This is a genomic window from Pseudomonas brassicacearum (assembly GCF_003732225.1).
Lineage (GTDB): Bacteria > Pseudomonadota > Gammaproteobacteria > Pseudomonadales > Pseudomonadaceae > Aquipseudomonas > Aquipseudomonas brassicacearum_E.
On sequence record NZ_MOBJ01000008.1, the window covers coordinates 183,806 to 208,454 of the forward strand.

Annotated in this window: 24 protein-coding genes and 2 pseudogenes; 16 read left to right on the forward strand and 10 right to left on the reverse strand. The window is 59.3% G+C overall.

What is annotated here, in order from left to right; all coding sequences use genetic code 11:
* Positions 1-8 precede the first annotated feature (8 nt).
* From BK659_RS12910 to BK659_RS12920, 3 genes and pseudogenes are all read right to left on the reverse strand, one after another.
* Complete coding sequence (locus BK659_RS12910; RefSeq protein WP_123425448.1) at positions 9-1,124, reverse strand: hypothetical protein; 1,116 nt, start codon at positions 1,122-1,124, stop codon at positions 9-11.
* 26 nt (positions 1,125-1,150) lie between these two features.
* Entirely contained in the window at positions 1,151-1,708 is a 558-nt protein-coding gene (locus BK659_RS12915; protein WP_123425449.1) for a polysaccharide biosynthesis/export family protein, read from the reverse strand.
* A 128-nt stretch (positions 1,709-1,836) separates the two neighbouring features.
* Positions 1,837-2,073, reverse strand: a pseudogene (locus BK659_RS12920) (MFS transporter); the annotation flags it as partial.
* Between BK659_RS12920 and BK659_RS12925 the strand changes: the two are divergent.
* Together BK659_RS12925 and BK659_RS12930 are read left to right on the forward strand one after the other, a co-directional pair.
* Positions 2,041-2,411, forward strand: a pseudogene (locus tag BK659_RS12925) (GNAT family N-acetyltransferase); the annotation flags it as partial. The pseudogenes BK659_RS12920 and BK659_RS12925 sit on opposite strands and share 33 nt — an antisense overlap.
* Complete coding sequence (locus BK659_RS12930) at positions 2,383-3,177, forward strand: carbohydrate deacetylase (protein WP_123425563.1); 795 nt, start codon at positions 2,383-2,385, stop codon at positions 3,175-3,177. The pseudogene BK659_RS12925 and the gene BK659_RS12930, both read left to right, overlap by 29 nt.
* Positions 3,178-3,240: 63 nt before the next feature.
* On the opposite strand, the gene BK659_RS27750 is transcribed toward BK659_RS12930, so the two are convergent.
* Positions 3,241-3,399: a hypothetical protein gene (locus BK659_RS27750; protein WP_185015357.1), complete on the reverse strand. Its 159-nt coding sequence runs from the start codon at positions 3,397-3,399 to the stop codon at positions 3,241-3,243.
* A 411-nt stretch (positions 3,400-3,810) separates the two neighbouring features.
* On the opposite strand from BK659_RS27750, the gene BK659_RS12935 reads away from it, so the two are divergent.
* Complete coding sequence (locus BK659_RS12935) at positions 3,811-5,151, forward strand: substrate-binding domain-containing protein (protein WP_123425564.1); 1,341 nt, start codon at positions 3,811-3,813, stop codon at positions 5,149-5,151.
* A 25-nt stretch (positions 5,152-5,176) separates the two neighbouring features.
* On the opposite strand, the gene cobF is transcribed toward BK659_RS12935, so the two are convergent.
* Both cobF and BK659_RS12945 read right to left on the reverse strand, forming a co-directional pair.
* Positions 5,177-5,935 carry a precorrin-6A synthase (deacetylating) gene (cobF, locus tag BK659_RS12940; protein WP_123425450.1) on the reverse strand — a complete coding sequence of 253 codons (759 nt, stop codon included), beginning with the start codon at positions 5,933-5,935 and terminating at the stop codon, positions 5,177-5,179.
* The gene (locus tag BK659_RS12945) at positions 5,932-6,519 is read right to left on the reverse strand and encodes a histidine phosphatase family protein (RefSeq protein WP_123425451.1); all 588 of its coding nucleotides are present in this window, start codon (positions 6,517-6,519) and stop codon (positions 5,932-5,934) included. The genes cobF and BK659_RS12945 overlap by 4 nt, the downstream gene beginning before the upstream one ends.
* A 424-nt stretch (positions 6,520-6,943) precedes the next feature.
* Here BK659_RS12945 and BK659_RS12950 point away from each other — a divergent pair, with 424 nt between their 5' ends.
* The 7 genes from BK659_RS12950 (at position 6,944) to astA (ending at position 14,239) form a co-directional block, all read left to right on the forward strand.
* Positions 6,944-7,798: a MurR/RpiR family transcriptional regulator gene (locus BK659_RS12950; RefSeq protein WP_123425452.1), complete on the forward strand. Its 855-nt coding sequence runs from the start codon at positions 6,944-6,946 to the stop codon at positions 7,796-7,798.
* A gap of 2 nt (positions 7,799-7,800) precedes the next feature.
* Positions 7,801-8,445, forward strand: a complete 645-nt coding sequence (locus BK659_RS12955) for a cysteine hydrolase family protein (protein WP_123425453.1) — start codon at positions 7,801-7,803, stop codon at positions 8,443-8,445.
* On the forward strand, positions 8,442-9,794 hold the full coding sequence (locus BK659_RS12960; RefSeq protein ID WP_123425454.1) for a type I glutamate--ammonia ligase: 1,353 nt from the start codon (positions 8,442-8,444) through the stop codon (positions 9,792-9,794). Before BK659_RS12955 ends, BK659_RS12960 begins: the two co-directional genes overlap by 4 nt.
* Positions 9,778-10,530, forward strand: coding sequence for an N-formylglutamate amidohydrolase (locus BK659_RS12965; RefSeq protein WP_123425455.1), 753 nt, complete (start codon positions 9,778-9,780; stop codon positions 10,528-10,530). The genes BK659_RS12960 and BK659_RS12965 overlap by 17 nt, the downstream gene beginning before the upstream one ends.
* Positions 10,531-10,674: 144 nt before the next feature.
* Positions 10,675-12,024 (forward strand): APC family permease, encoded by a 1,350-nt coding sequence (locus tag BK659_RS12970; protein ID WP_123425456.1) that lies wholly within the window; start codon positions 10,675-10,677, stop codon positions 12,022-12,024.
* A gap of 132 nt (positions 12,025-12,156) precedes the next feature.
* Positions 12,157-13,173, forward strand: coding sequence for an arginine N-succinyltransferase (locus BK659_RS12975; protein ID WP_123425457.1), 1,017 nt, complete (start codon positions 12,157-12,159; stop codon positions 13,171-13,173).
* Between the two features lie 31 nt (positions 13,174-13,204).
* Entirely contained in the window at positions 13,205-14,239 is a 1,035-nt protein-coding gene (gene astA, locus BK659_RS12980) for an arginine N-succinyltransferase (protein ID WP_123425458.1), read from the forward strand.
* A 211-nt stretch (positions 14,240-14,450) separates the two neighbouring features.
* On the opposite strand, the gene BK659_RS12985 is transcribed toward astA, so the two are convergent.
* Entirely contained in the window at positions 14,451-14,783 is a 333-nt protein-coding gene (locus BK659_RS12985; RefSeq protein WP_123425459.1) for a hypothetical protein, read from the reverse strand.
* Positions 14,784-15,953: 1,170 nt separating this feature from the next.
* Positions 15,954-16,835 (reverse strand): LysR family transcriptional regulator, encoded by an 882-nt coding sequence (locus BK659_RS12990; protein ID WP_123425460.1) that lies wholly within the window; start codon positions 16,833-16,835, stop codon positions 15,954-15,956.
* Positions 16,836-16,981: 146 nt separating this feature from the next.
* Here BK659_RS12990 and BK659_RS12995 point away from each other — a divergent pair, with 146 nt between their 5' ends.
* The 3 genes from BK659_RS12995 to BK659_RS13005 are packed head-to-tail and all read left to right on the forward strand — an operon-like array spanning position 16,982 to position 19,576.
* Positions 16,982-17,680 (forward strand): CoA transferase subunit A, encoded by a 699-nt coding sequence (locus BK659_RS12995; protein ID WP_019689787.1) that lies wholly within the window; start codon positions 16,982-16,984, stop codon positions 17,678-17,680.
* Positions 17,681-17,711: 31 nt separating this feature from the next.
* Complete coding sequence (locus BK659_RS13000; RefSeq protein ID WP_123425461.1) at positions 17,712-18,371, forward strand: CoA transferase subunit B; 660 nt, start codon at positions 17,712-17,714, stop codon at positions 18,369-18,371.
* A gap of 23 nt (positions 18,372-18,394) precedes the next feature.
* The gene (locus BK659_RS13005) at positions 18,395-19,576 is read left to right on the forward strand and encodes an acetyl-CoA C-acetyltransferase (RefSeq protein WP_123425462.1); all 1,182 of its coding nucleotides are present in this window, start codon (positions 18,395-18,397) and stop codon (positions 19,574-19,576) included.
* 124 nt (positions 19,577-19,700) lie between these two features.
* Here the strand turns inward: BK659_RS13005 and BK659_RS13010 are convergent, their stop codons facing one another.
* Positions 19,701-20,243, reverse strand: a complete 543-nt coding sequence (locus BK659_RS13010; RefSeq protein ID WP_123425463.1) for a DUF4174 domain-containing protein — start codon at positions 20,241-20,243, stop codon at positions 19,701-19,703.
* 543 nt (positions 20,244-20,786) lie between these two features.
* Here BK659_RS13010 and BK659_RS13015 point away from each other — a divergent pair.
* Entirely contained in the window at positions 20,787-21,833 is a 1,047-nt protein-coding gene (locus BK659_RS13015; protein ID WP_123425464.1) for a class I SAM-dependent methyltransferase, read from the forward strand.
* Between the two features lie 60 nt (positions 21,834-21,893).
* Here the strand turns inward: BK659_RS13015 and BK659_RS13020 are convergent, their stop codons facing one another.
* Positions 21,894-22,679: a sulfite exporter TauE/SafE family protein gene (locus BK659_RS13020; protein ID WP_123425465.1), complete on the reverse strand. Its 786-nt coding sequence runs from the start codon at positions 22,677-22,679 to the stop codon at positions 21,894-21,896.
* A 315-nt stretch (positions 22,680-22,994) separates the two neighbouring features.
* Here BK659_RS13020 and BK659_RS13025 point away from each other — a divergent pair, with 315 nt between their 5' ends.
* On the forward strand, positions 22,995-23,771 hold the full coding sequence (locus tag BK659_RS13025; protein ID WP_123425466.1) for an ABC transporter substrate-binding protein: 777 nt from the start codon (positions 22,995-22,997) through the stop codon (positions 23,769-23,771).
* Positions 23,772-23,956: 185 nt separating this feature from the next.
* On the forward strand, positions 23,957-24,646 hold the full coding sequence (locus tag BK659_RS13030) for an ABC transporter permease (protein ID WP_123425467.1): 690 nt from the start codon (positions 23,957-23,959) through the stop codon (positions 24,644-24,646).
* Positions 24,647-24,649: the final 3 nt, after the last annotated feature.

Below are 24,649 nucleotides of genomic sequence, written 5' to 3' on the forward strand. Positions count from 1 at the left end.
GCTGAATTTCAGAAGTTGGGGTGACTATAGGTCAAGGTCAACCCGACGACATTTGCGGTGGCATCCGGCAAGCCATCTTGCTGGCGTTCTTTGTACATGAAGGATAGGCGCGCCACCCAAAAAGGCGAGAGTTCCCGGCTAAACCAGACACCGACATTGCGCAGGGTATTAGGCGTTAGCCCTTTGGTTTTTTGCCATGAGGCATCAAAACCGGTACGGCTGGTGTCGTCGAGGGCATAACTCCATGTACCGTTCAGGTTATCAACCTCGACAAAACCTCCGTCGCCGCTGGCGACGGTACTACGACTGGCGCCGATACTTGTATCAACACGCTCACCGGTATAGTGCAACGAAAAACCGCCTTGGCCACGGGGGCGGCTGTTCGAGCCAGAGACTTGATTGACACCTGCGTAAAGCGACCCCTTGAGCCGCTCGGAGATCTCAAAGTTCAAGCCGGCAGTGGGGGTGTAACTGTTTGAGGAAGACGCCGCAGATCCCTGCTGCGGCTCATAACGCTTCACGCCAAAACGTGTGAATAGCTCCACACGCTCGCTCCATGCGTAGTTCAAGCCTAGGCGGTTCGAAAGCTCGTTATAGTTGGTCAGTGTATTAATGTCGTAAGTGACATGTGTGTAGTCGGTTTCGTTAACCAAGGTAGTTCGCTCACTGAGAGCGGTACTCCAGTTGCCGCCGAACGAGGTTAGCTTTTGCGTACCATCGGTGGTAATCACACCGGTTTCTTGAACCGCAGTGGAGAGCGTTGAGCTCTCGACATACTTCGCCGTGAGTCCAAAACCACCCGTTTCGGTCTCGCGCTGCCACCCTAACTGCACGTTGGGGTCTTCGCGGTCCGAAACGATGGACGTATCAGACGAACGCACCAGATTCATACCAAGACCGAACCGCCACTGATCCCGGTCTGAAGTACCGACAAGCGTGTAATCGGGGGCGATGATCGTACGAGTCACACCCTTCTTGTTTTCCGTAACAAGCACCGGGTTGCTGTCGTACTCGACAGTCGAAGGCACAACGATTGCTGAATGCCAAGTGGCAGCATAGGCCACACCGGAGCACGGCAAGATCAGGATGGCCGTCGCAACTCCCGTCGTTCGCAGCACAGGCAAGATAATCCTTAGTGCATCGCGCAAGGCTAAGGCACGACCAGCGTATCGCTGGACTGGAGTTGAATATTGGTGGACATGTCACTCCCGGACATCAAATCGCTGTAATGGACGGGCAGGATCTCTTGTTTAGCCCCATTGCGGCGCACGACCTTGATGCCCTCCTTGTCGGCGAATTTGTCGAGCCCGCCCGACATGCTCAATACTTGCAGCACTGTAGTTGGACCTGACATCTGTACGGTGCCGGGCTTCAGCACCTTACCCTGCACATAGACGAGATTGCCTGCGGTGCTCGTGATGACAACGCTCACGTTCGGATCGGGTATGAACTCCTTAAGCCTGGCAGCGACTTTCTTTGCAACTGCAGTGGCATCAAGCCCCGCAACATCGATTTGTCCGGCCAGCGGGAAGGTAATGCTGCCATCAGGAAGTACGTGCACCTCCTGTTTCAGCTTCTCTTCGCCCCAAACGGAAACCGAAATGACGTCACCCGGACTTAGCAGATAAGCCGCGGCTCTTTCGTCGGCACTGGTAATGCTGGGCCAGACCACCAGCGCGCAGAGCACAGGTAATAACAAACGCAACATAAGGATCCCTCCGACCAAGTAGCATGCACAGAGATTCACATAAAAACGGGGCGAAAACACTCCCCTCCTTTAACGCCAAAGAAACGATCAAACAGCAATCGCCTCGAGCTTCCTGGCGGCCAATTTACGCCGAAACCAAACATCAGACCGAAGAACACCCCGGCAATCATCCGGACGTTGCCCGGTACTTGTTCTTGAGCGTAGACCACGATAGCCGAGAACGCCGAAGCCAGGATGAAGCCGATCACCACGCTCAGCACACTGGTCCAGAACAGGTCCACATGAGGCAGCAACAGCGTGAACGGCGCCACGCCGAGAATCGAGAACCAGGTCACAGTCTTTCGGCCGACCTCGCCGCCCAAGGGCGGGTACGCGTGGTCGTGCTGGAACTTGACGGGCGTTGCATCAGCTATCGTCTAGGCTTGCTGGAACAGGGTCGGCTCTACGACTACAACCTGGCGTTCCTGCCGCAATATGCCGGTCTGGGCAGCGGCCGAGTGCTGCTTGATGAGTGGATTCGCTGGGGTCTGGACGAGGGCTGGCAGCACATCAAACCGAGGCTGCAACAGTGGCAAGCCAAACCTGCGGCAGCTGTCGCACGTTTGACCCGCCCCCCCGTCGTGACCGGCGTCGATAATAAATCGCGCCCACTGCACATCTCATGGAGGACGAAAATGCCTCGCCAAGTCATAGTCAACGCTGACGATTTCGGTCTCAGCCTGAACGAAAACGCAGTCATCCTGCGGGCCTTCCAGGCCGGGGTGATCAGCTCCGCTACCGTCATGGCCAACATGCCGGCCTTCGCAGCGGCCTGTGAGCTGGCGCAACAGCCACTGCTCAAGGGCCGCGTGGGACTGCACGTCAACCTCACGTACGGCCGGCCCCTCAGCCGGGCGATTCTCGAGTTACCAAACTTTTGCGACACGACTGGCGAGTTCGACCTGAACCTGCCACGCCACCGCTTGTGGCTCGCCCGTCAGCAACGCGATGCGGTGCTGCAAGAGCTCGAAGCGCAATGGCAACACTGCCTGGACAACGGCCTGCGGCCCAGCCACCTCGACTCCCATCAGCATGTTCACACTATCTGGCCGATCGGTGAGATCGTCGCGCGCTTTGCCGCCCGCCAAGGCGTTCCGGTGCGTCTGGCACGCAATTTGGGGCACAACCTCAGCCTTCCCACGTGCGTGTTCAAACACCTGCTCAACCGGCGTTTACGCAGCCTTGCCGGTGCTACAGCGGACTACGTTTGTACCCCGGTGGATGTGCGCAACGCCGCGCCACCGGCAGACGGGCTGCTGGAAATCGTCGCCCATCCGACGATGCTCGGTCGCGACTTTGGCGATGCCTATCTGTATCAGGGCGAGTCCTTGAGCAAGTTGCTCGATAACCGTCTGCCAGGCGTCCCGCGCGTGTCGTATAACGTGCTCGCACGCCCACAGCCGGTAGACGCCACGACAGCCCTGGATTAAAGCGCAACGCAGACAACACAATGCCCGCGACGGGTCACGGGCATTGTGCGAGGGGCTGATGTTTCAGGGTTTCAGAGGCCATTCCTGATCGAGATCCGAAAGGCTTTTGCCGTCGTCCGGATGTTTCCAGGTGGGATCCGGCGGATTCTCTTCCGGGGTCGCCTCGTCTGGCTTTTCATCTTCGCGATCTTCGTATTGCTCATACTTCTTTTCGTTTGCCATAGAGCCCTCCTCCTGAGGTTTGTCTTCAACTTTCAGGATAGAACAAAGCCGCTGCTTCGCTATGGTCCACGGGTGGCAACAGCCGCCTGAGAATCATGCAACGTTGAAATACGCTGAAAGACTACTCCTGTAGCAGCTGCCGAGCCCGCGAGGCTGCGTTCGAGGACGAAGTCCTCGCAAATCCTGAACCCGCGGTTTGCCTGGAAGAGCGCACTGTCTGATTCAGCGACTGCTTCGCAGCCGAACGCAGCCTCGCGGGCTCGGCAGCTGCTACGGGAGTTAGAACGGAAAAATGCGTAGATCCTGGGGCCTGTTCCAGAGACACGCCGTCACATTTGGCCAAGTGTCATATTTGCGCAACCTTACTGTCTTATTCTCCCGACACTTCCTTTGGCCTTAGAAGGTGCCGGCCTGATGCTGCGCGCTCTGTTACCGCTGCTGCTCTGCGGTTTGCTTCCTTTATCTGCCACCGCCACTGCGCTGCCAACCCCCGAGCGCGGCCCTGCCCTGCGCATTCAAGGCTCCAACACCATTGGTGCGGACCTTGGCCCGGCGCTGGCCAAAGGGTTGCTGCTGGAACAAGGGTTGCTGAAGGTCCATAGCGAAGCCTCGGATAAATACAATGAACAGCACATTGTCGGCCAGACGGCCCAAGGTCAGCGGGTGGTCGTGGACATCGCCGCCCACGGTTCCAGCACCGGTTTCGCCGCGCTGAAAAACGCCAGCGCCGATCTGGCAGCATCCTCGCGCCCGATCAAGGACAGCGAGTTGGTCGACCTCGAAGCCCTCGGCGACCTGAAAAGTCCAAACGCCGAGCAAGTCATCGCTATCGACGGCCTGGCAATCATCCTGCACCCGCAAAACCCGCTGACTCAATTGAACACCGAACAGCTGGCGCGTGTTTTCAGTGGTGAAGTGAAAACCTGGGAAGAACTCGGCGGCCTCGGCGGGCCTATACACCTCTATGCCCGGGACGACCACTCAGGCACCTATGACACCTTCAAGGAACTGGTTCTGAGTCATCGCGGGAAAGCGCTGGCCGAGTCGGCAAAACGCTTCGAGTCCAGCGAACAACTGTCCGATGCGGTCAGCCAGGACCCGCAAGGTATCGGCTTCATCGGCTTGCCTTACGTGCGCCAGGCCAGGGCATTGGCGATTGTCGACGGCGACTCGCAGCCGATGCTGCCGCTCGCCAGCCTGATCGCCACCGAGGACTATCCACTGTCGCGTCGGTTGTATTTCTATGTGCCACCCAACGACCAGAATCCCTGGAGCGACGCGTTGGTGAAATTCGCCCAGAGCAGCAAGGGCCAGGAGATTGTCGCCGCCAATGGTTTTATCGCACAGACAGTGCAAGCCATGAACGTCGCACCGAATCCGCACATGCCTGACGGTTACCAGACAATCACCGCTCACGCACAACGACTCACGGTGAATTTTCGCTTCGAAGAAGGCAGCGCCAGCCTGGACAACAAGGCCCGGCAGGACCTGTCACGCGTGCTCGACTATTTAAGGCAACACGACAAGCTGAACAAACAGGTGACACTGGTCGGCTTCGGCGATGCCAAGACCGATTCGCAGCGGGCCGCCCTGCTATCGAAACTTCGCGCCATGGCGGTACGCCGCGAGCTGGTGAAAAGCGGTGTGGTGTTTCGCGAGATTCGTGGCTTCGGCGCCGAGATGCCGGTAGCGGCCAACAGTGGCGATGAAGGACGGATCAAGAATCGCCGGGTGGAAGTCTGGGTTTATTGAGGCCTTTACAAGCCACTCACGCAGGCTACTCAGGCTTGCGCAACAAATACGTGTCCATGATCCAGCCGTTGGCCAACCGCGCAGCTTTTCTCACCCGTTCGATCTGGTCAGCGACGTCTTTGAGTTTGCCGCAAATGAGGATTTCATCGGGCGTGCCAAGGTAGGCGCCCCAGTAGATCTGCTGCTCCTGATCGGCAACCTGGTGGTAGGAATCTTCTGCGTCGAGCATCACCACCAGACTGTCGGCATCGCTGACCTGGCCCGCAGCCAGTCGGCGGCCGGTGGTGATTTCAATGGAACGCCCAATGCGGTTCAACGGCACCTTGTGCCGCGCCGCCAACGCCTGGACGCTGCTGATGCCAGGGATCACTTCGAAGTCGAAGGTGCAGCGACCCGAATCGAGGATCGCCTGCAAAATCCGCAGAGTGCTGTCGTACAACGCCGGATCGCCCCACACCAGAAACGCTGCACATTCGCCGTCCGCCATCTCCTCGTTGATTAGCCGTTCGAAGGTCTGTTGCTTGTCGCGATTAAGTGTAACGACGCTGGCGTTGTAGTCCACATCGCCGCGCTCCCGCTCGGGGCTGTGAGCCTCGACGAAGCGGTAGGCAGGATCGGTGATATAGCGCTCGCAGATTTCCCGCCGCAGGTCGATCAGCTTGTCCTTGCTCTGACCCTTGTCCATCAGAAAGAACACATCGACCCGGTTCAACGCGTTGACCGCCTGCATCGTGATGTATTCGGGATTACCGGCGCCAATGCCGATGATCAGTAGCTGCTTCATGGATGCTTCACCTCGCTGTGCGCAGTCGTGTCCAACAAACGCAGGCGCCAACGGCCATTGAAACGCAGTTCAGTGGCTGACAGCGGTTCGACGTCAATCAGGTTGAACGCCTCGGGGCCACACTGCATCACCTTCATCAGTGCTGCGCGGATCACAAAAGGATGGGTAATTGCCACGAAATGCCCAGGCGTTGTGCACAGTGCGTCCAGCCAGTCGCCCACTCGCAGGCAGAGTTGTGTCACCGACTCGCCACCATGCGGGGCCGAGGCCGGGTCGCCGAGCCAGGTGTGCAACGCCTCTGGTTCGGTCTTTTGTAGATCGTCGATGCGCTGCCCGCGCCAACGCCCGACATCATAGTCGCCGAGCGCCGGCACGATCTGCAGGTCGCTACCAAAAAGTTCGGCGGTCTGCCTGATCCGGGTTTCCGGCCCACCCAGCAACTGTGGCGCGCGCTTGAAGCACCCCGAACGACTGCCCTTCACCGCTTGCCAATCCATTTCCAGCGGCTCATCCATAGGAAAACGCGCCAGTTTTTGTGCGACGGTTCGAGCATGGCAAATCAAGGTCAAGCGGGTTACCGGCACGTGGGATCACTCAGGTTTGCGGGTACGAAAGTGTACAACCGATCATGCAACAGACAAATTTTGCCGCAACAACAGACGTCTGCGTAATACCTGTCAGCTAAACGTTAGTGGCCCCAAAAAGATCGCAGCCTGCGGCAGCTCCTACGCCGAACAGTCGAATCCGTACGTAAATCCGTAGGAGCTGCCGCAGGCTGCGATCTTGGCGATCCTGCACGCGCCGAAAGCCAATCTCCTACATGAAATGAAGTACTGACGTACAACATCAGTCGAAACCCGCGCAGGCCCCGTCAGACAAGACTTTCGCCCCACTTTGGTGCCTTGGCGAGAGCAGAAAAAATTCACTAGACATGTAGCATAAATTACATAAATACTCATTTAACGGATTATGAAACAAAAGCAACATAACCCTCCAGCAGGAGCTCGGATGCCCTCACTCAGAGACCGGATCACTGATCCCGGCCTGGACCTCACGCCGTCGGAACGCAAAGTCATACGGGCTTTGCTGGACCAATACCCGCGTAACGGGCTTGGCCCGATGTCGCGCCTGGCGGAACATGCCGGGGTCAGCGATCCGACTATCGTGCGTCTGGTGAAAAAACTCGGCTTCGGTGGTTATGCCGAATTTCAGGACGCGCTCCTCAGCGACATGGATCACCGGCAGCGCTCGCCCAGTGCGCTGTTGCAACCGCGTTCGCACCTCAAGCAAGACGATGCCTGGACCCATTATCTGGCGGACAGTCACCGCGCCCTGCTGGAAACCCAGGCCCTGACCCAGCCCGAAGATGTGCGGATTCTGGCTTCGTTGCTGCTGGATGTACGGCATCAGGTGCATTGCTTCGGCGGACGCTTCAGCAGCTTCCTCGCCCAGTACCTGCTCAATCACTTGCGTCTGTTACGTGCGGGCTGCTTCGCCCTGGAAGACAACGCGCAACTGCCCGATCGGCTGTTCGATGTGCAACGCCAGGACGTAGTGCTGGTGTTCGACTATCGACGCTATCAATCCCAGGCACTGCGCGTCGCCAGCGCGGCCAGGAACCGGCATGCGCGCGTCGTGTTGTTCACCGACATCTACGCCTCACCGCTGCGCGAGATGGCGGATCTGGTGATCACCGCGCCCGTGGAGTCGGCGTCAGCCTTCGACACCCTGGTGCCGGCACTGGCCCAGGTCGAGGCATTGATTGCCTGCCTGTCGCTGCGTTGCCCCGATCTTGCCGAGCGACTGGAAGGTATCGATGCACTACGCAGCGATTTCACCACTCACCTGCTGGAGGAAAAATAAGGATGTTTATGCTCCCCCATCGCTCGCCCCGCGACCTGCCGTTTGCCAGCGACCACACCGCGCTGTTGCTGGTGGACATGCAACGCGCCTGGCTTGAGCCGCAGTTCGACCCGCATCTGCAGGGGCCTGACGCCGAGTACTTTCTCAACCGTACCCGCCAACAGGTGATTCCCAACCAGCGCAAACTGTTGGCCGCAACGCGTGCGGCCGGGCAGAACGTCCTGCACACGATCATCGAAAGCCTCACCGCCGACGGTCGCGACTGCTCGCTGGACCACAAGCTGTCAGACATGCACCTGCCAAAAGGCTGCCGGCAAGCTGCGATCATTGAAGAGCTGACACCGGTCGAGAACGAAATCGTCTTGCCCAAGACCTCCTCCGGAGTCTTCAACTCGACCAACATCGACTACGTGCTGCGCAACCTGCAAACCCGTCATCTGATCATCGCCGGCATCGTCACCGATCAGTGCGTCGACATGGCCGTGCGCGATGCGGCCGACCGCGGTTATCTGGTAACGCTGGTGGAAGACGCCTGCGCGACCTACACCGCACAACGCCATCTGGCGTGCCTGAACGCGATCAAGGGCTATTGCTGGATCACCGACACCCACACCGTGCTCGACCGTTTGCAGGCGTTGCAGGCATGAGTCGCATCAATAGCAGTGAGCCCCTGACACCCGTGGCAATAACCACCATCGTCACCACTGACCTGATCGGCGTGACGCGTGGCCGCTCGTTTCCCACCGATGAACTGGAACATTACCAAACCGCCGGTTGCGGCTGGGTCCCGGCCAACAGCGCGCTGACCCCACAAGACATCATCGCCTCAAGCAACCCGTGGGGTGCCTACGGCGACTTGCGGCTGATCCCGGATCTGGCCAGTCGCGTGACGGTCAGCAACGGCCCCGATGCCGGTGCGCCGGCCCTGGATTTTATCCATGGCGACATTTGCGAAACCGACGGCCGTCCTTGGGCGGCCTGCCCGCGGACGCTGTTGCGCAATGAAGTGCAGCGTTACCACGATGAACTGGGGTTGCACATCACCTCGGCCTTCGAGCACGAATTCAACCTCACCACCGACAGCCCACAGGCCGAGCATCTGGCGTTTTCGCTGGAGGCCCAGCGTCAAGGCGCGGCGTTCGGCGGCTGGCTGCTCAGCGCCTTGCGCGCCGGCGGGGTCGAGCCGGAAATGTTCCTGCCCGAATATGGCAAACACCAATACGAAATTACCTGTCGGCCGACCCAGGGTGTCGCAGCGGCCGACCGGGCGGTCAACGTGCGCGAGATCACGCGCGAGATCGCCCGGCAAATGGGCCTGAACCTGAGCTTTGCGCCCAAGACTTCCGAGCACGCGGTGTGCAACGGCGTACACCTGCACCTGAGCCTGCATGATCTGTCCGGCCATCCGGTGCTGTATGACGCCGGGACCGCCAATGGTCTGTCGACCCTCGGTCAGCACTGGGCTGCCGGGGTGCTGCACTACCTGCCGGCACTCTGCGCATTGACGGCGCCGACACCGATTTCCTATGAGCGCCTGCAACCTCATCACTGGAGCGCCTCGTACGCATGCCTGGGGCAACGTAACCGCGAAGCCTCGTTGCGGATCTGCCCGACCGTGAGCCTGGGCGGTAAATCCGAGGCCGCGCAATACAACCTCGAGTTCCGCGCCATGGACGCCACGGCCTCACCTCATCTGGCGATGGCTGGCATGCTGATTGCCGGCCGACTGGGCATCGAGCAACGTCTGGCGTTAAACGCGATCACCGATGAAGTCCCGGATTCGCTGAACGAAGAACAACGCCAGCGCCGTGGCATCGTCGCCCTGCCCGCCTCACTCGACCAGGCCCTCAGTCACCTGCGGGACAGCGAAGCCCTGCTGGAAGCTTTGCCACGCGCCTTGCTCGACACCTATTTCGCCGTCAAAACCGAGGAACTGGCCTTGACCCAACACCTGTCGCCCGCCGAACTGTGTGAGCACTATGCGCGCCTCTACTGAGTCCGCCGAGTTTGGGCTCTACCCCGAGCCGGCTTACAGCCTGAGTCGGGAAGCGTCCGAGCACCCGCTGATTCTGGTCTGTGAACATGCCAGCCGCTACATCCCGACAGCCTTGAACAATTTGGGTTTGAGCGGCGAGGCCGCGCGCGAGCATATTGCCTGGGACATCGGCGCCCTGGCGCTGGCCGAAAGTCTGTCGAAAACCCTCGGCGTGACTCTGCTGGCGGCCAATTACTCGCGCCTGCTGATCGACCTCAACCGTCCGTTGCAAGCCCCGGACAGCATCCCGGCCAAGAGCGAGATCTACCAGATCCCCGGCAATCAGCACCTCGACGAAGCGACTCGCGAATACCGTCGCCAGTGTCTGTTCCAGCCATTTCACACGCGCCTTGGCGAACTGATCGATACACGTCTGGCCGAAGGCCGTGCGGTGCGTGTGGTGGGTATCCACAGTTTCACACCGATCTACTACGGCCAGCCCCGGGCGCTGGAAGCCGGCGTGCTGTATGCGCGGGCCGAGGTTTATGCAAAGCGCCTGATCGACGGGTTGGCCAGGCATCCACTGCGAGTCGCCGGCAATCAGCCCTACACAATCAATCCGGCGAGCGACATGACGGTGCCGTTTCACGGCGACGCCCGTGGTATCGATTCGGTACTGATCGAGGTGCGCAACGACCTGTTGCGCAACCGGCTGGCGGTCCAGACCTGGAACGATTATCTGACTCCGCTGCTGTAACGCGACGCGTCAGGCAAACAGTTTCAAGCTGCAAAAAAACACGGAGGGTTGTAGTGATAAAACAACGATAACAAACGCTGTAGCGTGTTTTGACCTGCCAGGTTCAAACACATTGCCGTATTGGCTTACAAGGAGAACCGCTTCATGGAAATAGAAGAGTTCGGCTACAAGCAAGAGTTGAAGCGTAGCCTGTCACTGACCGATCTGGTGGTTTACGGGATGATTTTCATGATCCCCATCGCGCCGTTCGGAGTGTATGGCTACGTGAATCAGGAGGCGCCTGGAATGGTGCCGCTGGCCTACATCATCGGCATGGTGGCGATGCTGTTCACGGCATTGAGTTACGGCAGCATGGCGCGAGCCTTTCCAATTGCCGGCTCGGTCTACTCCTACGCACAACGCGGGCTGAACCCGCATGTCGGCTTTATCGCCGGCTGGCTGATGCTGCTCGACTACTTGCTGATCCCGCCGTTGCTCTACGTGTATGCGGCGATGGCGTTGAATCACCTGTACCCGGACATTCCCAAGGTCGGTTTCATCCTCGCCTTCCTGGTCAGCGCAACCTTCGTCAACCTGCGGGGAATCACCTTTACCGCACGGATGAACATCATCTTTCTACTGGCACAACTGGTGGTGCTGGGGATCTTCCTGTTCTACGCCTGGACCGCCTTGCACGGCGGTGCCGGTAACGGTCAGCTGACTCTGGCGCCGTTGTACAACCCGGAAAATTTCAACTTCGCGCTGCTGATGCAGGCGGTGTCGATTGCCGTGTTGTCGTTCCTTGGCTTCGACGCCATTTCGACCCTGGCCGAAGAGATCAAGGGTGATCCCGGCCGCAGCGTCGGCAAAGCCGCGTTGATCACATTGGTGGTGATGGGGGTGATTTTCGTCGTGCAGACCTGGATCGCCACGGACCTGGCCGCCGGCATGGGCTTCAAGTCCGCCGATACCGCGTTCTATGAAATCGCCGAAATCGCCGCCGGTAGCTGGCTGGCGACCGTCACCGGTGTGGCCACGGCACTGGCCTGGGGCGTGGCGGTGGCGATCACCTCGCAAGCCGCCGTGTCGCGCCTGCTGTTCGGCATGGCACGCGACGGCAAACTGCCCAAAGTGCTGGCCAAAGTACACCCCAAACACAACACCCCGTACGTCAGCATTTACCTGGTGGCAGTGCTGTCGCTGCTGATCTGCTACCTGTTCATCAACTCGGTGGACACCCTGACTTCGTTGGTGAACTTCGGTGCGCTGAGCGGCTTCATGCTGCTGCACCTGACGGTGATCAACTATTATTGGCGGCGGCAGAAATCCGGCCAGGTGGTTCGCCATCTGATCTGCCCGGTGATCGGCTTCATCATTGTCAGCGCCATCCTGTACAACATGGGCGTCGATGCGCAGAAGCTCGGCGGCATCTGGATTGCGGTCGGTCTGGTCTACCTGTTTTTCCTCAACAGAATCGGCGCCAGCACGGTGTTGCCAGACCCCTCCAACAGTTGAAAGAGGCCAGTGTCTGGAAAGTCGAGCGGTTGCTGACAGGGATTGGCCGACCGCCATTGTGACGCGTGGAAACCGACAGTGATTGTCAAGCCTGATGCCCGGCATCAGGCCCTTAGATACAGGAGTACATCCATGCTGGCCTTACGCCCAGTTCAGTTATCCGACCTGCCTCAGTTGCAGCAACTTGCGCGCGACAGCCTGGTAGGCGTCACTTCGTTGCCGGACGACACCGAGTGCCTGCGCCAGAAGATTCTCGGCTCCTGCGCTTCGTTTGCCAGCGAGGCGCAAAGCAATGGCGCAGAGAATTATTTCTTCGTGCTTGAGGATCTGGCCAGCCAACAGCTGCTGGGCTGTTCGGAAGTCCTCGCGACCGCTGGTTTCAATGAGCCCTTCTACAGCCTGCGCAACCGCCCGTTCACCAGTGAGTCCCGTGAGCTGAACATCCAGCACGGAGTGCCAGCGCTGTCGTTATGCCAGGACCTCAGTGCCCACACCTTACTGCGCGGTTTCCACATCAACACCGAGCTTGAGCGCACGCCGACCTCGGAATTGCTTTCACGAGCCCGGCTGATGTTCATCGCCGCCCACCCTCAACGCTTTTCCGACGCGGTGATTACCGAAATCGTCGGCTACAGCAGCGACGCGGGGGAGTCACCGTTCTGGGATGCCCTGGGCAAACATTTTTTCGACCTGCCCTACGTCGAGGCCGAGCGCCTCTGCGGCTTGCAGAATCGGAGCTTTCTCGCCGAGTTGATGCCGCACTACCCGATCTATGTGCCGATGCTGCCGCAAAGCGCGCAGGAGTGTATTGGCCGGATTCACCCGGATGGTCAGGAAGCCTTCGATATCCTTGAGCGCGAAGGCTTCGAGACCAATAGCTACATCGATCTGTTCGACGGTGGGCCAACGCTTTTTGCACGCACCCCGAGCATTCGCTCTATCGCTCAGACCCGCACCGCCGTTGCGCACTTGAGTGCACACAGCCGCGGCAAGACGCTGTACCTGCTGAGCAATGACGCATTGGAAAACTACCGGGCGATTGTCGCCGAACTGGACTGGAGCGCGGACGCGCCCGTCATGCTCAACGCCGCCCAGCTCGACGCCTTGCAACTGGACAACGGCAGCCCGGTTCGGCTGATTGCGCTATGAAGCAGATCATCCGCACTCAAGGAGCTCCATCATGATCGTGCGCCCGGTTCAAATGAGCGATCTGCCCGCGTTGCTGGCGTTGGCAGACCGCGCCGGCCCGGGATTCACCACGCTACCGGCCAACGAAGAACGCCTGACCCACCGCGTGCGCTGGGCACAGCGAACCTTCGCCGAACAGGTAGAACGGGCCGACGCCGACTACCTGTTCGTGCTCGAAGACGACGATCAGCAAGTGATCGGCGTCAGCGCCCTGGCAGGTGCCGTCGGGCTGCGTGAGCCCTGGTACAACTATCGCGTCGGGTTGACGGTCAATACATCCGCTGACCTGGGGATCCAGCGGCAAATCCCGACCTTGTTTCTTAACAACGAGATGACCGGCCAATCGGAAATTGGCTCGTTGTTCCTGAGCCCGGATCAACGCCAGGGCCATAACGGCCGATTGCTGTCGGTCGCGCGGTTACTGTTTGTCGCCGAGTTCCCGCAGCTGTTTGGCGAAAAACTCATCGCCGAACTGCGCGGCAGCGCCGACGAGCACGGGTGCTCGCCGTTCTGGGACAGCCTCGGCCGGCACTTTTTCAAAATGGATTTCAGCCACGCCGATCACTTGTCCGGGCTCGGCAACAAATCGTTCGTCGCTGAGCTGATGCCACGCCAACCGTTGTACACCTGCCTGCTCACCGAGCAGGCTCAGGCGGTGATCGGCAAGGCCCACCAGAACGCCGAACCGGCACGCAGAATCCTCTGCGCCGAAGGCTTTTCCCACAAGGGTTACATCGACATCTTCGACGGCGGTCCAGTAATCGAAGCCCAGATCCCGAAGATCCGTGCCGTACGCGACAGCCAGTCGCTGGACCTGGAGGTCGGTACACCGGACGACAACGCGCCGATCTGGCTGATACACAACCGACGCCTGAGAAACTGCCGCATCACCACCGCCCGCGCCCGACAGGTCGGCAACAGCCTGCTGGTCGATCGTTTGACCGCCAAGCACCTGCAACTGCAACCGGGCAATTCGGTGCGCGCCGTACCGCTGCTCAAGCAACAGCAACAGGCGGTTGCCGCGTAATTTGCCAAACACCCGCTCTTGATGTGTCAACACGGGCCTTGTCGCAAGCCATCTCACCGCAAAACCAATCAAGAGCAAAAAGCCCGCACATGGCGGGCTCGCTGTCGATGGGGTCAAATCCTTTTGTCAGCTCAATCTGCGCTCCAGGATGTGAGCGATTCGTGAAAAGCCTGTCGCAGGATTGAGAAGAAGATCGACTGCACCGAACACGCTATTTAACTGAATCCGAAACGGGTTCCGGCAACCGCCGCCCGAGCACGTCCAGCAGATCACAGCCGTCGCGCAACGGAATGGCACACAGTAACGCGAAATCGTTGAGGATCACCGAGTCGCTGGCAATCTCCCCGCGCATGGCCAGGTTCTCCAGCACCTGAGTCACCGCACGAATACGATAACCGGCTGCGCTGAGCAGGATATCGAGCGGCGCGTGGGTATCGACGAACAGGGTCGGCATGTCAGAGCAGTTGCTGGTGAGGGCCATGTAGCGGTTGGAGGGGTGGGAAGTGGGCGGGATATAGGGTGGATCGGGGTTATAGGTGTTCATTGTTCTTATTCCTAACGTGTGGATTGAAGTCGCCAGACATCATGGTGGCGCTTATGCGCCTAACGTTTGAAGGGCTTCCACACCCTGTCACTGAATTTGCAGTGACAGCCCAAAGACTATCGATGAAGCCCATCACGCACCAGTTCATGCACACCGACACAGCACGCGGGAAATCTCCGACGAGTTCGCCCAGAAACTTCACCGCCTAGTACTTTGAAATGTGGCGCAGGACCACGCCCGTAGCAGCTGTCGAGCCTGCGAGGCTGCGTTCGAGGACGAAGTCCTCGCAAATCCTGGGTATGCGGTTTGCTTGAAAGAACGCGGTGCCTGATTTTACGACCGCTGCGCGGCCGAACGCAGCCTCGCAGGCTCGACAGCTGCTACGGATGTAGTCCTTCAGCGTATTTCAACCCTGTGTAAAAACCCGAGACCGCGTTGAAGTCAGGTCATGAAAGCAACAATTCACCACCACAAAGCCGCACGCGCCCCAACCACTCAGGCCGGCTGTCAGGCCGCCGTGCTGTTGCCGTTGATCTTGATCCACCCGCCCCGTCGGGAGGCCGAGTGGAGGTGTTCAGCAGGGGGTTGGCGCGCAGCGCCGTACGGCGCAGCCGGACACATCGAGAGGAGGTCGTCGCGCAGCAGACCGTAGGCGATGCCCCCTGATGGACACCGGAGCGAGGGAACGCCGAGCCTAGGCGAGGTGCCGTACGCTTGGGGCGAGCGTTTTTTTGCTTACTTTTTTTTGGCGCTTGTAAAAAAAGTGAGTCGCCGTCAGGGCGAAACCGTAAGTGGCCGTTACCGCAGAAATGGATATGTACATCTGCAAGAGATTGGTCGGCTGTCAGGCCGCCTTCGCGAGCAGGCTCGCTCCCACAGTTTTGATTGAGGTACATCTGCGAAAGATTGGCCGGCTGTCAGGCCGCCTTCGCAGGCAAGCCAGCTCCCACAGTTTTGATTGGTGTACATCCGCAAGAGATTGGCCGGCCGTCAGGCCGCCTTCGCAGGCAAGCCAGCTCCCACAGTTTTGATTGGTGTACATCCGCAAGAGATGGGTCGGCTGTCAGGTCGCCATCGCGAGCAAGCTCGCTCCCACAGTTGAACTGGGTGCGTCTGTGAAAGATTGGCCGGCTGTCAGGCCGCCTTCGCGAGCAAGCCAGTTCCCACAGGTCAACGAACTTCGCCTTTGAGGATGTCGAACAACGCCTGCGCCGCCGCCGACAACTCATGACCAGGCTTGGTCAACACTCCGATGGCCCGCTCAATCACCGGATCACTCAACGTAATGCAACAAGCCCCAAGTTCACGCATCTGCTCAACACACAACGCCGGCACAGCACTAACCCCAAGCCCACTGGCAACCATCCGCCCGACGGTTGCCAACTGATGACTTTCAAACTCCACCGGCAGCTTCATCTGCCGCGCCAGCAAGTGCTCCTCAAGCATCACCCGCACCGTCGACGGCCGCTGCAACGTGATAAACGGCTGCTCCAACAGGGTCTTCCAGTCAATCTCGGCACGCTCGGCCAGCGGTGAATCACTCGGCACTACCGCGACAAAGCGGTCGACATACAACGGAGTGAACGCAAGCGACGAACTCTGCATCGGCTCAAATGCCACACCCAACTCAACTTGGCGATCACGGACCATTTCCAGCACCTGCTCGTTGATCACGTCGTTCACCGTGACGTTGACCTTGGGGTAACGCGCACGAAAGGTCTTGAGGATCGGCGGCAGCAGGTTGCCGGCAAACGATGGCATCGCCGCCAGCGTCACCCGGCCGCGCTGCAGGGTGAAACGCTGACGCATTTCATCCTCGGTATTGTCCCAGTCAGCGATCAACCGCCGGGCCAGCGGCAGCAAGGACTCGCCTTCCGGGGTCAGCGCGACGTTGCGTGTCGTACGGCTGAACAAGCGCCCGCCCAGTCCGTCCTCCAGCGCCTTGATGGTCAAACTCAACGCCGACTGCGACAGATGCAGCCGCTCACAGGCCACCGCAAAGCTCAAACTCTGCGCCACCGCCAAAAACGCCCTGATCTGCTTGACTGTCATCACCGTTCCTCAACATGCAACCGCAACCGATTACTGAGTTTTATCTATCAATCAACCTTAAAAATCAACTTATCAAATCAATCTGGTAGAGCAACACTCCATCCATACGGCTAGCCAGCCGCCCACAAAGAATAAAAGAGGTGCATATGGCAGGTTTCGACAAGCGCGTGAGTTCCTATGAGGAGGCTCTGGCAGGCCTCGAAGACGGCATGACCGTGATCTCTGGCGGCTTCGGTCTGTGTGGCATTCCGGAAAACCTGATCGCCGAGATCAAGCGCAAAGGCACCCGCGATCTGACCGTGGTTTCCAACAACTGCGGCGTCGACGGTTTTGGTTTGGGCGTGCTGCTGGAAGACCGGCAGATCCGCAAAGTGGTGGCCTCCTATGTCGGCGAAAACGCCCTGTTCGAGAAGCAACTGCTGAGCGGCGAGATTGAAGTCGTGCTGACCCCGCAAGGCACCCTGGCGGAAAAAATGCGTGCTGGCGGCGCTGGCATTCCGGCGTTCTTCACCGCCACCGGCGTCGGCACTCCAGTGGCCGAAGGCAAGGAAATCCGCGAGTTCAAGGGCCGTCCGTATCTGATGGAAGAATCCATCACCGGCGACTTCGCCATCGTCAAAGGCTGGAAAGCCGACCACTTCGGCAACGTGATCTACCGTCACACCGCGCAGAACTTCAACCCGCTGGCAGCCACTGCCGGCAAGATCACCGTGGTCGAAGTCGAAGAAATCGTCGAACCCGGCGAGCTGGACCCTTCGCAGATCCATACCCCTGGCATCTACGTCGACCGGGTCATCTGCGGCACGTTCGAAAAACGCATCGAACAACGCACCGTGCGTAAGTGATCCCCTGCCCCCAGCTCAACGGAGAATAACAATGGCTCTTACCCGCGAACAAATGGCTCAGCGCGTCGCCCGCGAAATGCAAGACGGCTACTACGTGAACCTCGGCATCGGCATTCCGACCCTGGTCGCCAACTACATCCCCGAAGGCATGGAAGTCATGCTGCAATCGGAAAACGGCCTGCTCGGCATGGGCGCCTTTCCGACTGACGACGAAGTCGACGCCGACATGATCAACGCCGGCAAACAGACCGTCACCGCACGCATTGGCGCCTCGATTTTTTCGTCCGCCGAATCCTTCGCGATGATCCGTGGCGGCCACATCGACCTCACCGTGCTCGGCGCCTTTGAAGTCGACGTACACGGCAACATTGCCTCCTGGATGATCCCCGGCAAACTGGTCAAGGGCATGGGCGGTGCAATGGACCTGGTGGCCGGCGCAGACAACATCATCGTGACCATGACCCACGCCTCCAAGGATGGTGAATCGAAGCTGCTGCCACGTTGCAGCCTGCCGCTGACCGGCGCCAATTGCATCAAACGCGTGTTGACCGATCTGGCCTACCTGGAAATCGAGAACGGTGCGTTCATTCTCAAGGAGCGCGCACCCGGTGTGAGCGTCGAGGAAATCGTCAGCAAGACTGCTGGTAAACTGATCGTTCCCGACCACGTTCCGGAAATGCAGTTCGCCTGAACCGCACCCTGAGGAGAAATTCGATGCAAGAAGTCGTGATTGTTGCCGCCACCCGTACCGCCATTGGCAGTTTTCAGGGGTCGCTCGCCAGCATTCCAGCGCCGGAACTCGGTGCCGCGGTCATTCGTCAATTGCTCGCGCAAACCGGTCTGGCGGCGGATCAGGTGGATGAAGTGATCCTCGGTCAGGTACTGACCGCAGGCTCAGGCCAGAACCCGGCGCGTCAGGCGTCGATCCTCGCCGGCCTGCCCCACGCCGTACCGGCGCTGACCCTGAACAAGGTCTGCGGCTCGGGCCTCAAGGCGCTGCATCTGGGCGCGCAGGCGATTCGTTGCGGCGATGCCGAGGTGATCATCGCCGGCGGCATGGAAAACATGAGCCTGGCGCCGTACGTGTTGCCGACCGCTCGCACCGGCCTGCGCATGGGTCACACGAAAATGGTCGACAGCATGATCAGCGATGGCCTGTGGGATGCGTTCAACGATTACCACATGGGCATCACCGCCGAGAACCTGGTGGACAAGTACCACCTGACCCGTGAGGAGCAGGACGCTTTCGCCGCCGCCTCGCAACAAAAAGCCGTAGCCGCTATCGAGGCCGGGCGTTTTGTTGACGAGATCACGCCGATCCTGATCCCGCAGCGCAAAGGCGATCCGTTGTCCTTCGCGGTCGACGAACAACCTCGCGCCGAGACCACCGCAGCGTCCCTGGCCAAGCTAAAACCGGCGTTCAAGAAAGACGGTAGCGTCACCGCCGGCAATGCCTCTTCGCTCAACGACGGCGCCGCTGCGGTGTTGCTGATGAGCGCCGACAAGGCCAAGCAATTGGGCTTGCCGGTGCTGGCAAAAATTGCCGCCTACGCCAATGCCGGCGTCGACCCGGCGATCATGGGCATCGCTCCGGTGTCCGCGACCCGCCGCTGCCTCGACAAGGCCGGCTGGAGCCTTGATCAGCTGGACCTGATCGAAGCCAACGAAGCCTTCGCCGCACAGTCACTGGCGGTCGGCAAAGAGCTGGAATGGGATACCAGCAAGGTCAACGTCAACGGTGGCGCGATTGCGTTGGGTCACCCGATTGGTGCATCAGGTTGCCGGGTGCTGGTGTCGCTGCTGCACGAGATGATCAAGCGTGACGCCAAGAAAGGCCTCGCCACCCTGTGCATCGGTGGCGGTCAGGGCGTTGCTCTGGCGATCGAACGAGCCTAAGCCCGTAGGGGTTCAACAGTCAGCGTGCGGACCCACGATATCCGCTCGCTGACTGGCAACACACCCGGCGCGACTTCGGTGGCGTCGGGTTTTTTTTGCCTTGCGCAAAGGCCGTACGCAATGATCAATCGTCCAGGGGTGTCGGTGGTGCTGCAGCTTTTGCAGCCTTGCCGCCCTTCCCTTTACCGCCCTTGACCGGCGCAGCCTCTACCGGCGGCGGCGCAGGTGGCGCCGCTTCTTTCTCGGCGGCTGGAAGCTGGTCAATCGTGGCGAACAGATCCTTGGCTTCTATCGGGCCGAGGTGGTCGAGTTTTTTCTCACCGTCCTTGCCCACCAGAATCACCTTGGTCTCACCACTGACGCCCAGTTTCAGTTCACGGATCAGCGCCATGGTGGTTTGTGCATCGAGGTCCTTGCCGTCACGTTGGCCCATAAGGTTGACCACGGTGTACAGCACCATATTGCGTTCTTTGAAGGCTTGGCTGTTGGCCGGTTCCGCCAGGGACTTTTTCAGGCTGACCAGCGTCGGGTCGATGCTGCTGGGAGCGATGACGATCAGCGGCCGGTTCCTGCCGCGCTCCTGGGCCAGAGGGGTGTCGTTGTCGGCGGCGAACAAAGGGCCGGCGACAGCGAGCAGAGTAGCGAGGGTCAGTGACCGAATGAGCATGCGCATCTCCTTTTGATATCCACGCTTTATGATTGCGCATCAAAGCGAAAGATCCAGATCAGTTGCCTGAATTTTCTATCGCCATGTTGCGAAGCTTAGGTCAGCGGGCTTAATCCGCAACCGTATCCAGCGACGCCGGCTTAGACCACTCCGTTTGTCCAGGTTCGCGCCGCTCACTCCTTGGCACGCGGCACAGTGCTTGTTCGCGTACTACACTTAATTTGTCCCCCGTAGGGGGGACGTTGCCAAATCCGGGTCCGTAAGCAGCGAGTCTGTCGATAAACCTCGCTCTCGACGCTGGAGCCAATGGCCTATCGTAATTGTCCTGTGGGGCGCGCCCCCACAGTGACATCATGCAGGACGACGTTTTCGCGTCCCACTCGCCCGGACATACCTCATGCCCGGGCATTCGCGTGGCAGACGATTTGGCTTCACAACGCGCCTGCACTGTCGCCCTGATCATCCGTCCGACCGCCGTCTGAAAGGTTGCTGCCTGCGCATGCGCCCTCCTTCATCGGTGGTCTTTTTTCAGGAGGAGCAGTTATGGACGAAGCCAAACTCAATGACTTCATGGGCAAGCTGATTTCCGACATGGGCGGCGCAGCGATGCTCGCGAACGTGATCCTGGGCGATGAACTCGGTTTGTACCGGGCCATGGCCGACAACCAACCCGTCACCCCCGAAGTACTGGCCAGCAAGACTGGTTGCAATGCGCGACTGTTGCGTGAATGGTTGAGCGCCCACGCAGCCTCAGGCTACATGGAACACGCCAACGGGAAGTTCCGCCTGCCAGAAGAGCAAGCTCTGGCGCTGGCGGTCGAGGACTCACCGGTTTATGTCGCAGGCGGTGCCTCGGTGATTGCCTCGTTTTACCATGACAAAGACAAACTGATTGCGGCCATGCGCGGCGATGGCGCCCTCGCCTGGGGCGATCACCATAGCTGCATGTTCAGCGGCACCGAGCGGTTTTTCAGACCCGGTTACCGCGCGCACCTGGTCGGCGAATGGTTACCCGCGCTTGAAGGCGTGGTGGAAAAACTGCAAGCCGGTGCCAAGGTCGCGGATATCGGCTGCGGGCATGGAGCTTCAACAGTGGTCATGGCCAAAGCCTTTCCGGCCTCGAATTTTGTCGGCTTCGACTACCACGCCCCCTCCATCACCACCGCCACCCAGCGTGCAGAAGAAAGTGGCGTGGACGATCGCGTACGCTTCGTTCAGGGCACGGCCAAGAACTACCCGGGCAATGACTACGATTTGATCTGCTACTTCGATTGCCTGCACGACATGGGCGACCCGGTAGGCGCAGCCAAACACGCCTATGAAACCCTCAAGCCCGACGGAACGGTACTGTTGGTGGAACCCTACGCCAATGACCATCTCGACGAAAACGCGACCCCGGTAGGACGACTGTTCTACGCCGCCTCGACGTTCATCTGCACGCCTAACTCGTTGTCGCAGGAAGTGGGTTTGGGGCTCGGGGCTCAAGCGGGCGAAACACGGTTGCGGGATGTGTTCACCAAGGCCGGATTCAAGCATTTCCGCCGGGCAGCGGAAACACCGTTCAACTTGATACTGGAGGCGCGCAAGTAATCGCAGGGGCATCCCGTAAGCACGGCACTGCGAGGGGCAGCGCCGTGCCGGGGATCAAGATCAAAACGCCAACTTGTAACCGATGAACACCAGCATGACGGCCAGGCAAGGACGCAATACGCCATCGGAAATTTTTCCAGTCAGGTGACTGCCGATATAGATCCCCGGCAACGACCCCATCAGCAGAAAGCCCAGCAAGTGCCAATCCATATTACCCATGCTCGCGTGCCCCAATCCTGCGACCAGGGTCAGCGGTACGGCGTGGGCGATTTCTGTGCCGACCAGGCGTTTGGTCGCCAGGAACGGGTACAGGATGAACAGCGCCACAGTCCCCAATGCACCGGCACCGATGGAGGTCAAAGCGACCATCGCGCCGAGTATCGCGCCCGTGACGATGGTCAGCAGGTTCAGGTTCCGGTTACTGAGGTGGTAATGGTCGCCCGCATGTTTTTGGGCAAACGCCAAGAGCTGGCGCTTGAAGAAAATAGCCAGCGCCGTCAGCAGCAATACAAAGCCCAACGCCTGCTTGATAACGGCATTGGTCGTTTGCGGATCCGTGTTGAGGTATTTCAGGAACAACAAGGTCATGGCAACGGCAGGCACACTGCCCAATGTCAGCCAGCCAGTAATTTTCCAGTCGATGTTCCGGTGCTTTTGATGAACCAGCACACCACCGGACTTGGTGATCGCCGCATACAGCAAATCGGTCCCGACGGCGGTGGCCGGATTGATGCCGAACCATAGAAGAATCGGCGTCATCAACGAGCCGCCACCGACACCGGTCATTCCGACAACGAACCCGACAACCAAGCCTGCGACTACAAAACCCAAATTACCGAAGTCCATTGCCATACCTTACAAAACCAGCGCGACGACTTAAAAATCTGGCAGTCAGCATAGCGATTTTTCTTATAACCACTTATACCAATATGATCTGACTTTATAACCTCCCGCCATCAACCTTCGCCGCTCAATTCTCCTTGTTGCGCCATGACCGTCTGGCTGACACAACAGCTCGTTTTGATATTTTTATTTTCACGCAATTGATTTATGAAATAAAACATGTCAATCATATGCACCATGGACACGCAACCCGCTGCACACCCCCGCCAGACCGGAAGGCATTCACCCCCGAAACACCCTATCCACGGAGTCAACAATATGAACAAGACAGGACTTCTGGCTGCTCTGGCGTTTTGCGCCGTCAGCACCCTGGCCCACGCTGACGAAGACAGTCTGCGTATCGGTATCGAAGCCGCGTACCCGCCGTTCTCCTTCAAGACCCCGGAAGGCAACATCAGCGGGTTCGACTACGACATCGGCAACGCCTTGTGTGAAGAAATGAAGATCAAATGCCAGTGGGTCATCCAGGAATTCGACGGGATGATCCCCTCGTTGAAAGTGCGCAAGATCGATGCGGTGCTGTCGTCGATGTCGATTACCGACGACCGCTTGAAGTCAGTCGACTTCAGCAAAAAGTACTACCACACCCCTGGTAAGTTCGCGATGAAGGCCGGCCAGGTCCTCAACGACCCTAAGGTCGATCTCAAAGGCAAGAAACTCGGCGTGCAACGCTCCTCGACCTACGACCGTTACGCCACCGAGCAACTGGCACCCGCCGGCGTCGAGGTCGTGCGCTACTCATCGCAAAGCGAAGCCTCGCTGGACCTGGCATCGGGCCGACTGGACGCCACCCTCGCCGACAGCGTCAACACCGATGAGAGCTTCATCAAGACCCCCGCCGGGAACGGCTTCGCCCTCGTGGGACCGGACATCAATGACCCGAAATACTTCGGCCGAGGCGCCGGGATTGCGCTGCGCAAAGGCGATACCGCGAACGCGGCACGCCTGAACACGGCGATTGATGCGATCCGTGCCAATGGCAAGTACCAGCAGGTAATGGCCAAGTACTTCGCGTTCGATATCTACGGCGAATAAGCCTTGTGGGAGCGAGCTTGCTCCGGGCGGCGTTCCGACGATGACGGCAGCACATTCAACATCAATGTTGACTGATATTCCGCCATCGCGAGCAAGCTCGCTCCCACAGGTTTGCACCTTGATTGATAGCAATTAACCCGTATGGTCCCGCGCGCCTGCCGGCGCTTCGGGTGAGGAACTTCATCATGCTTCACGGCTACGGATCGAGCATTCTCGATGGCGCCTGGCTGTCGATCAATCTGGCTCTGAGCTCCATGGCACTGGCCATTACCCTGGGTCTGATCGGCGCGGCGTTTCGCCTCTCGCCGCTCAAATGGTTGTCGACACTGGGCGAAGGCTACACAACGGTGATTCGCGGTATCCCCGACCTGGTACTGATTCTGCTGATTTTCTACGGCGGCCAGGACCTGGTGAACCGCATTGCCCTCGGGCTCGGTTATACCCACTACATCGACATCAACCCGTTTGTGGCGGGTGTCTGCACCATGGGTTTCATCTTCGGCGCCTACCTCTCGGAAACCTTTCGCGGTGCCTTCATGGCCATCCCGCAAGGTCAGGGTGAAGCCGGGGCGGCCTACGGCATGAGCAGCGCCCAGGTGTTCTGGCGGATTCTGGTGCCACAGATGATTCGCTTCGCGATTCCCGGGTTCACCAACAACTGGCTGGTGCTGACCAAATCCACTGCGTTGATATCGGTGATCGGCCTGCAGGACATGATGTTCAAGGCCAAGAACGCCGCCGACGCGACCCACGAACCCTTTACGTTTTTCCTCGCGGTGGCGGCGCTGTACCTGGTGCTGACCAGTGTCTCGTTGCTGGTGCTGCGCGCACTGGAAAAACACTACTCGGTCGGCATCAAAGCCGCCGTTCTGTGAGTG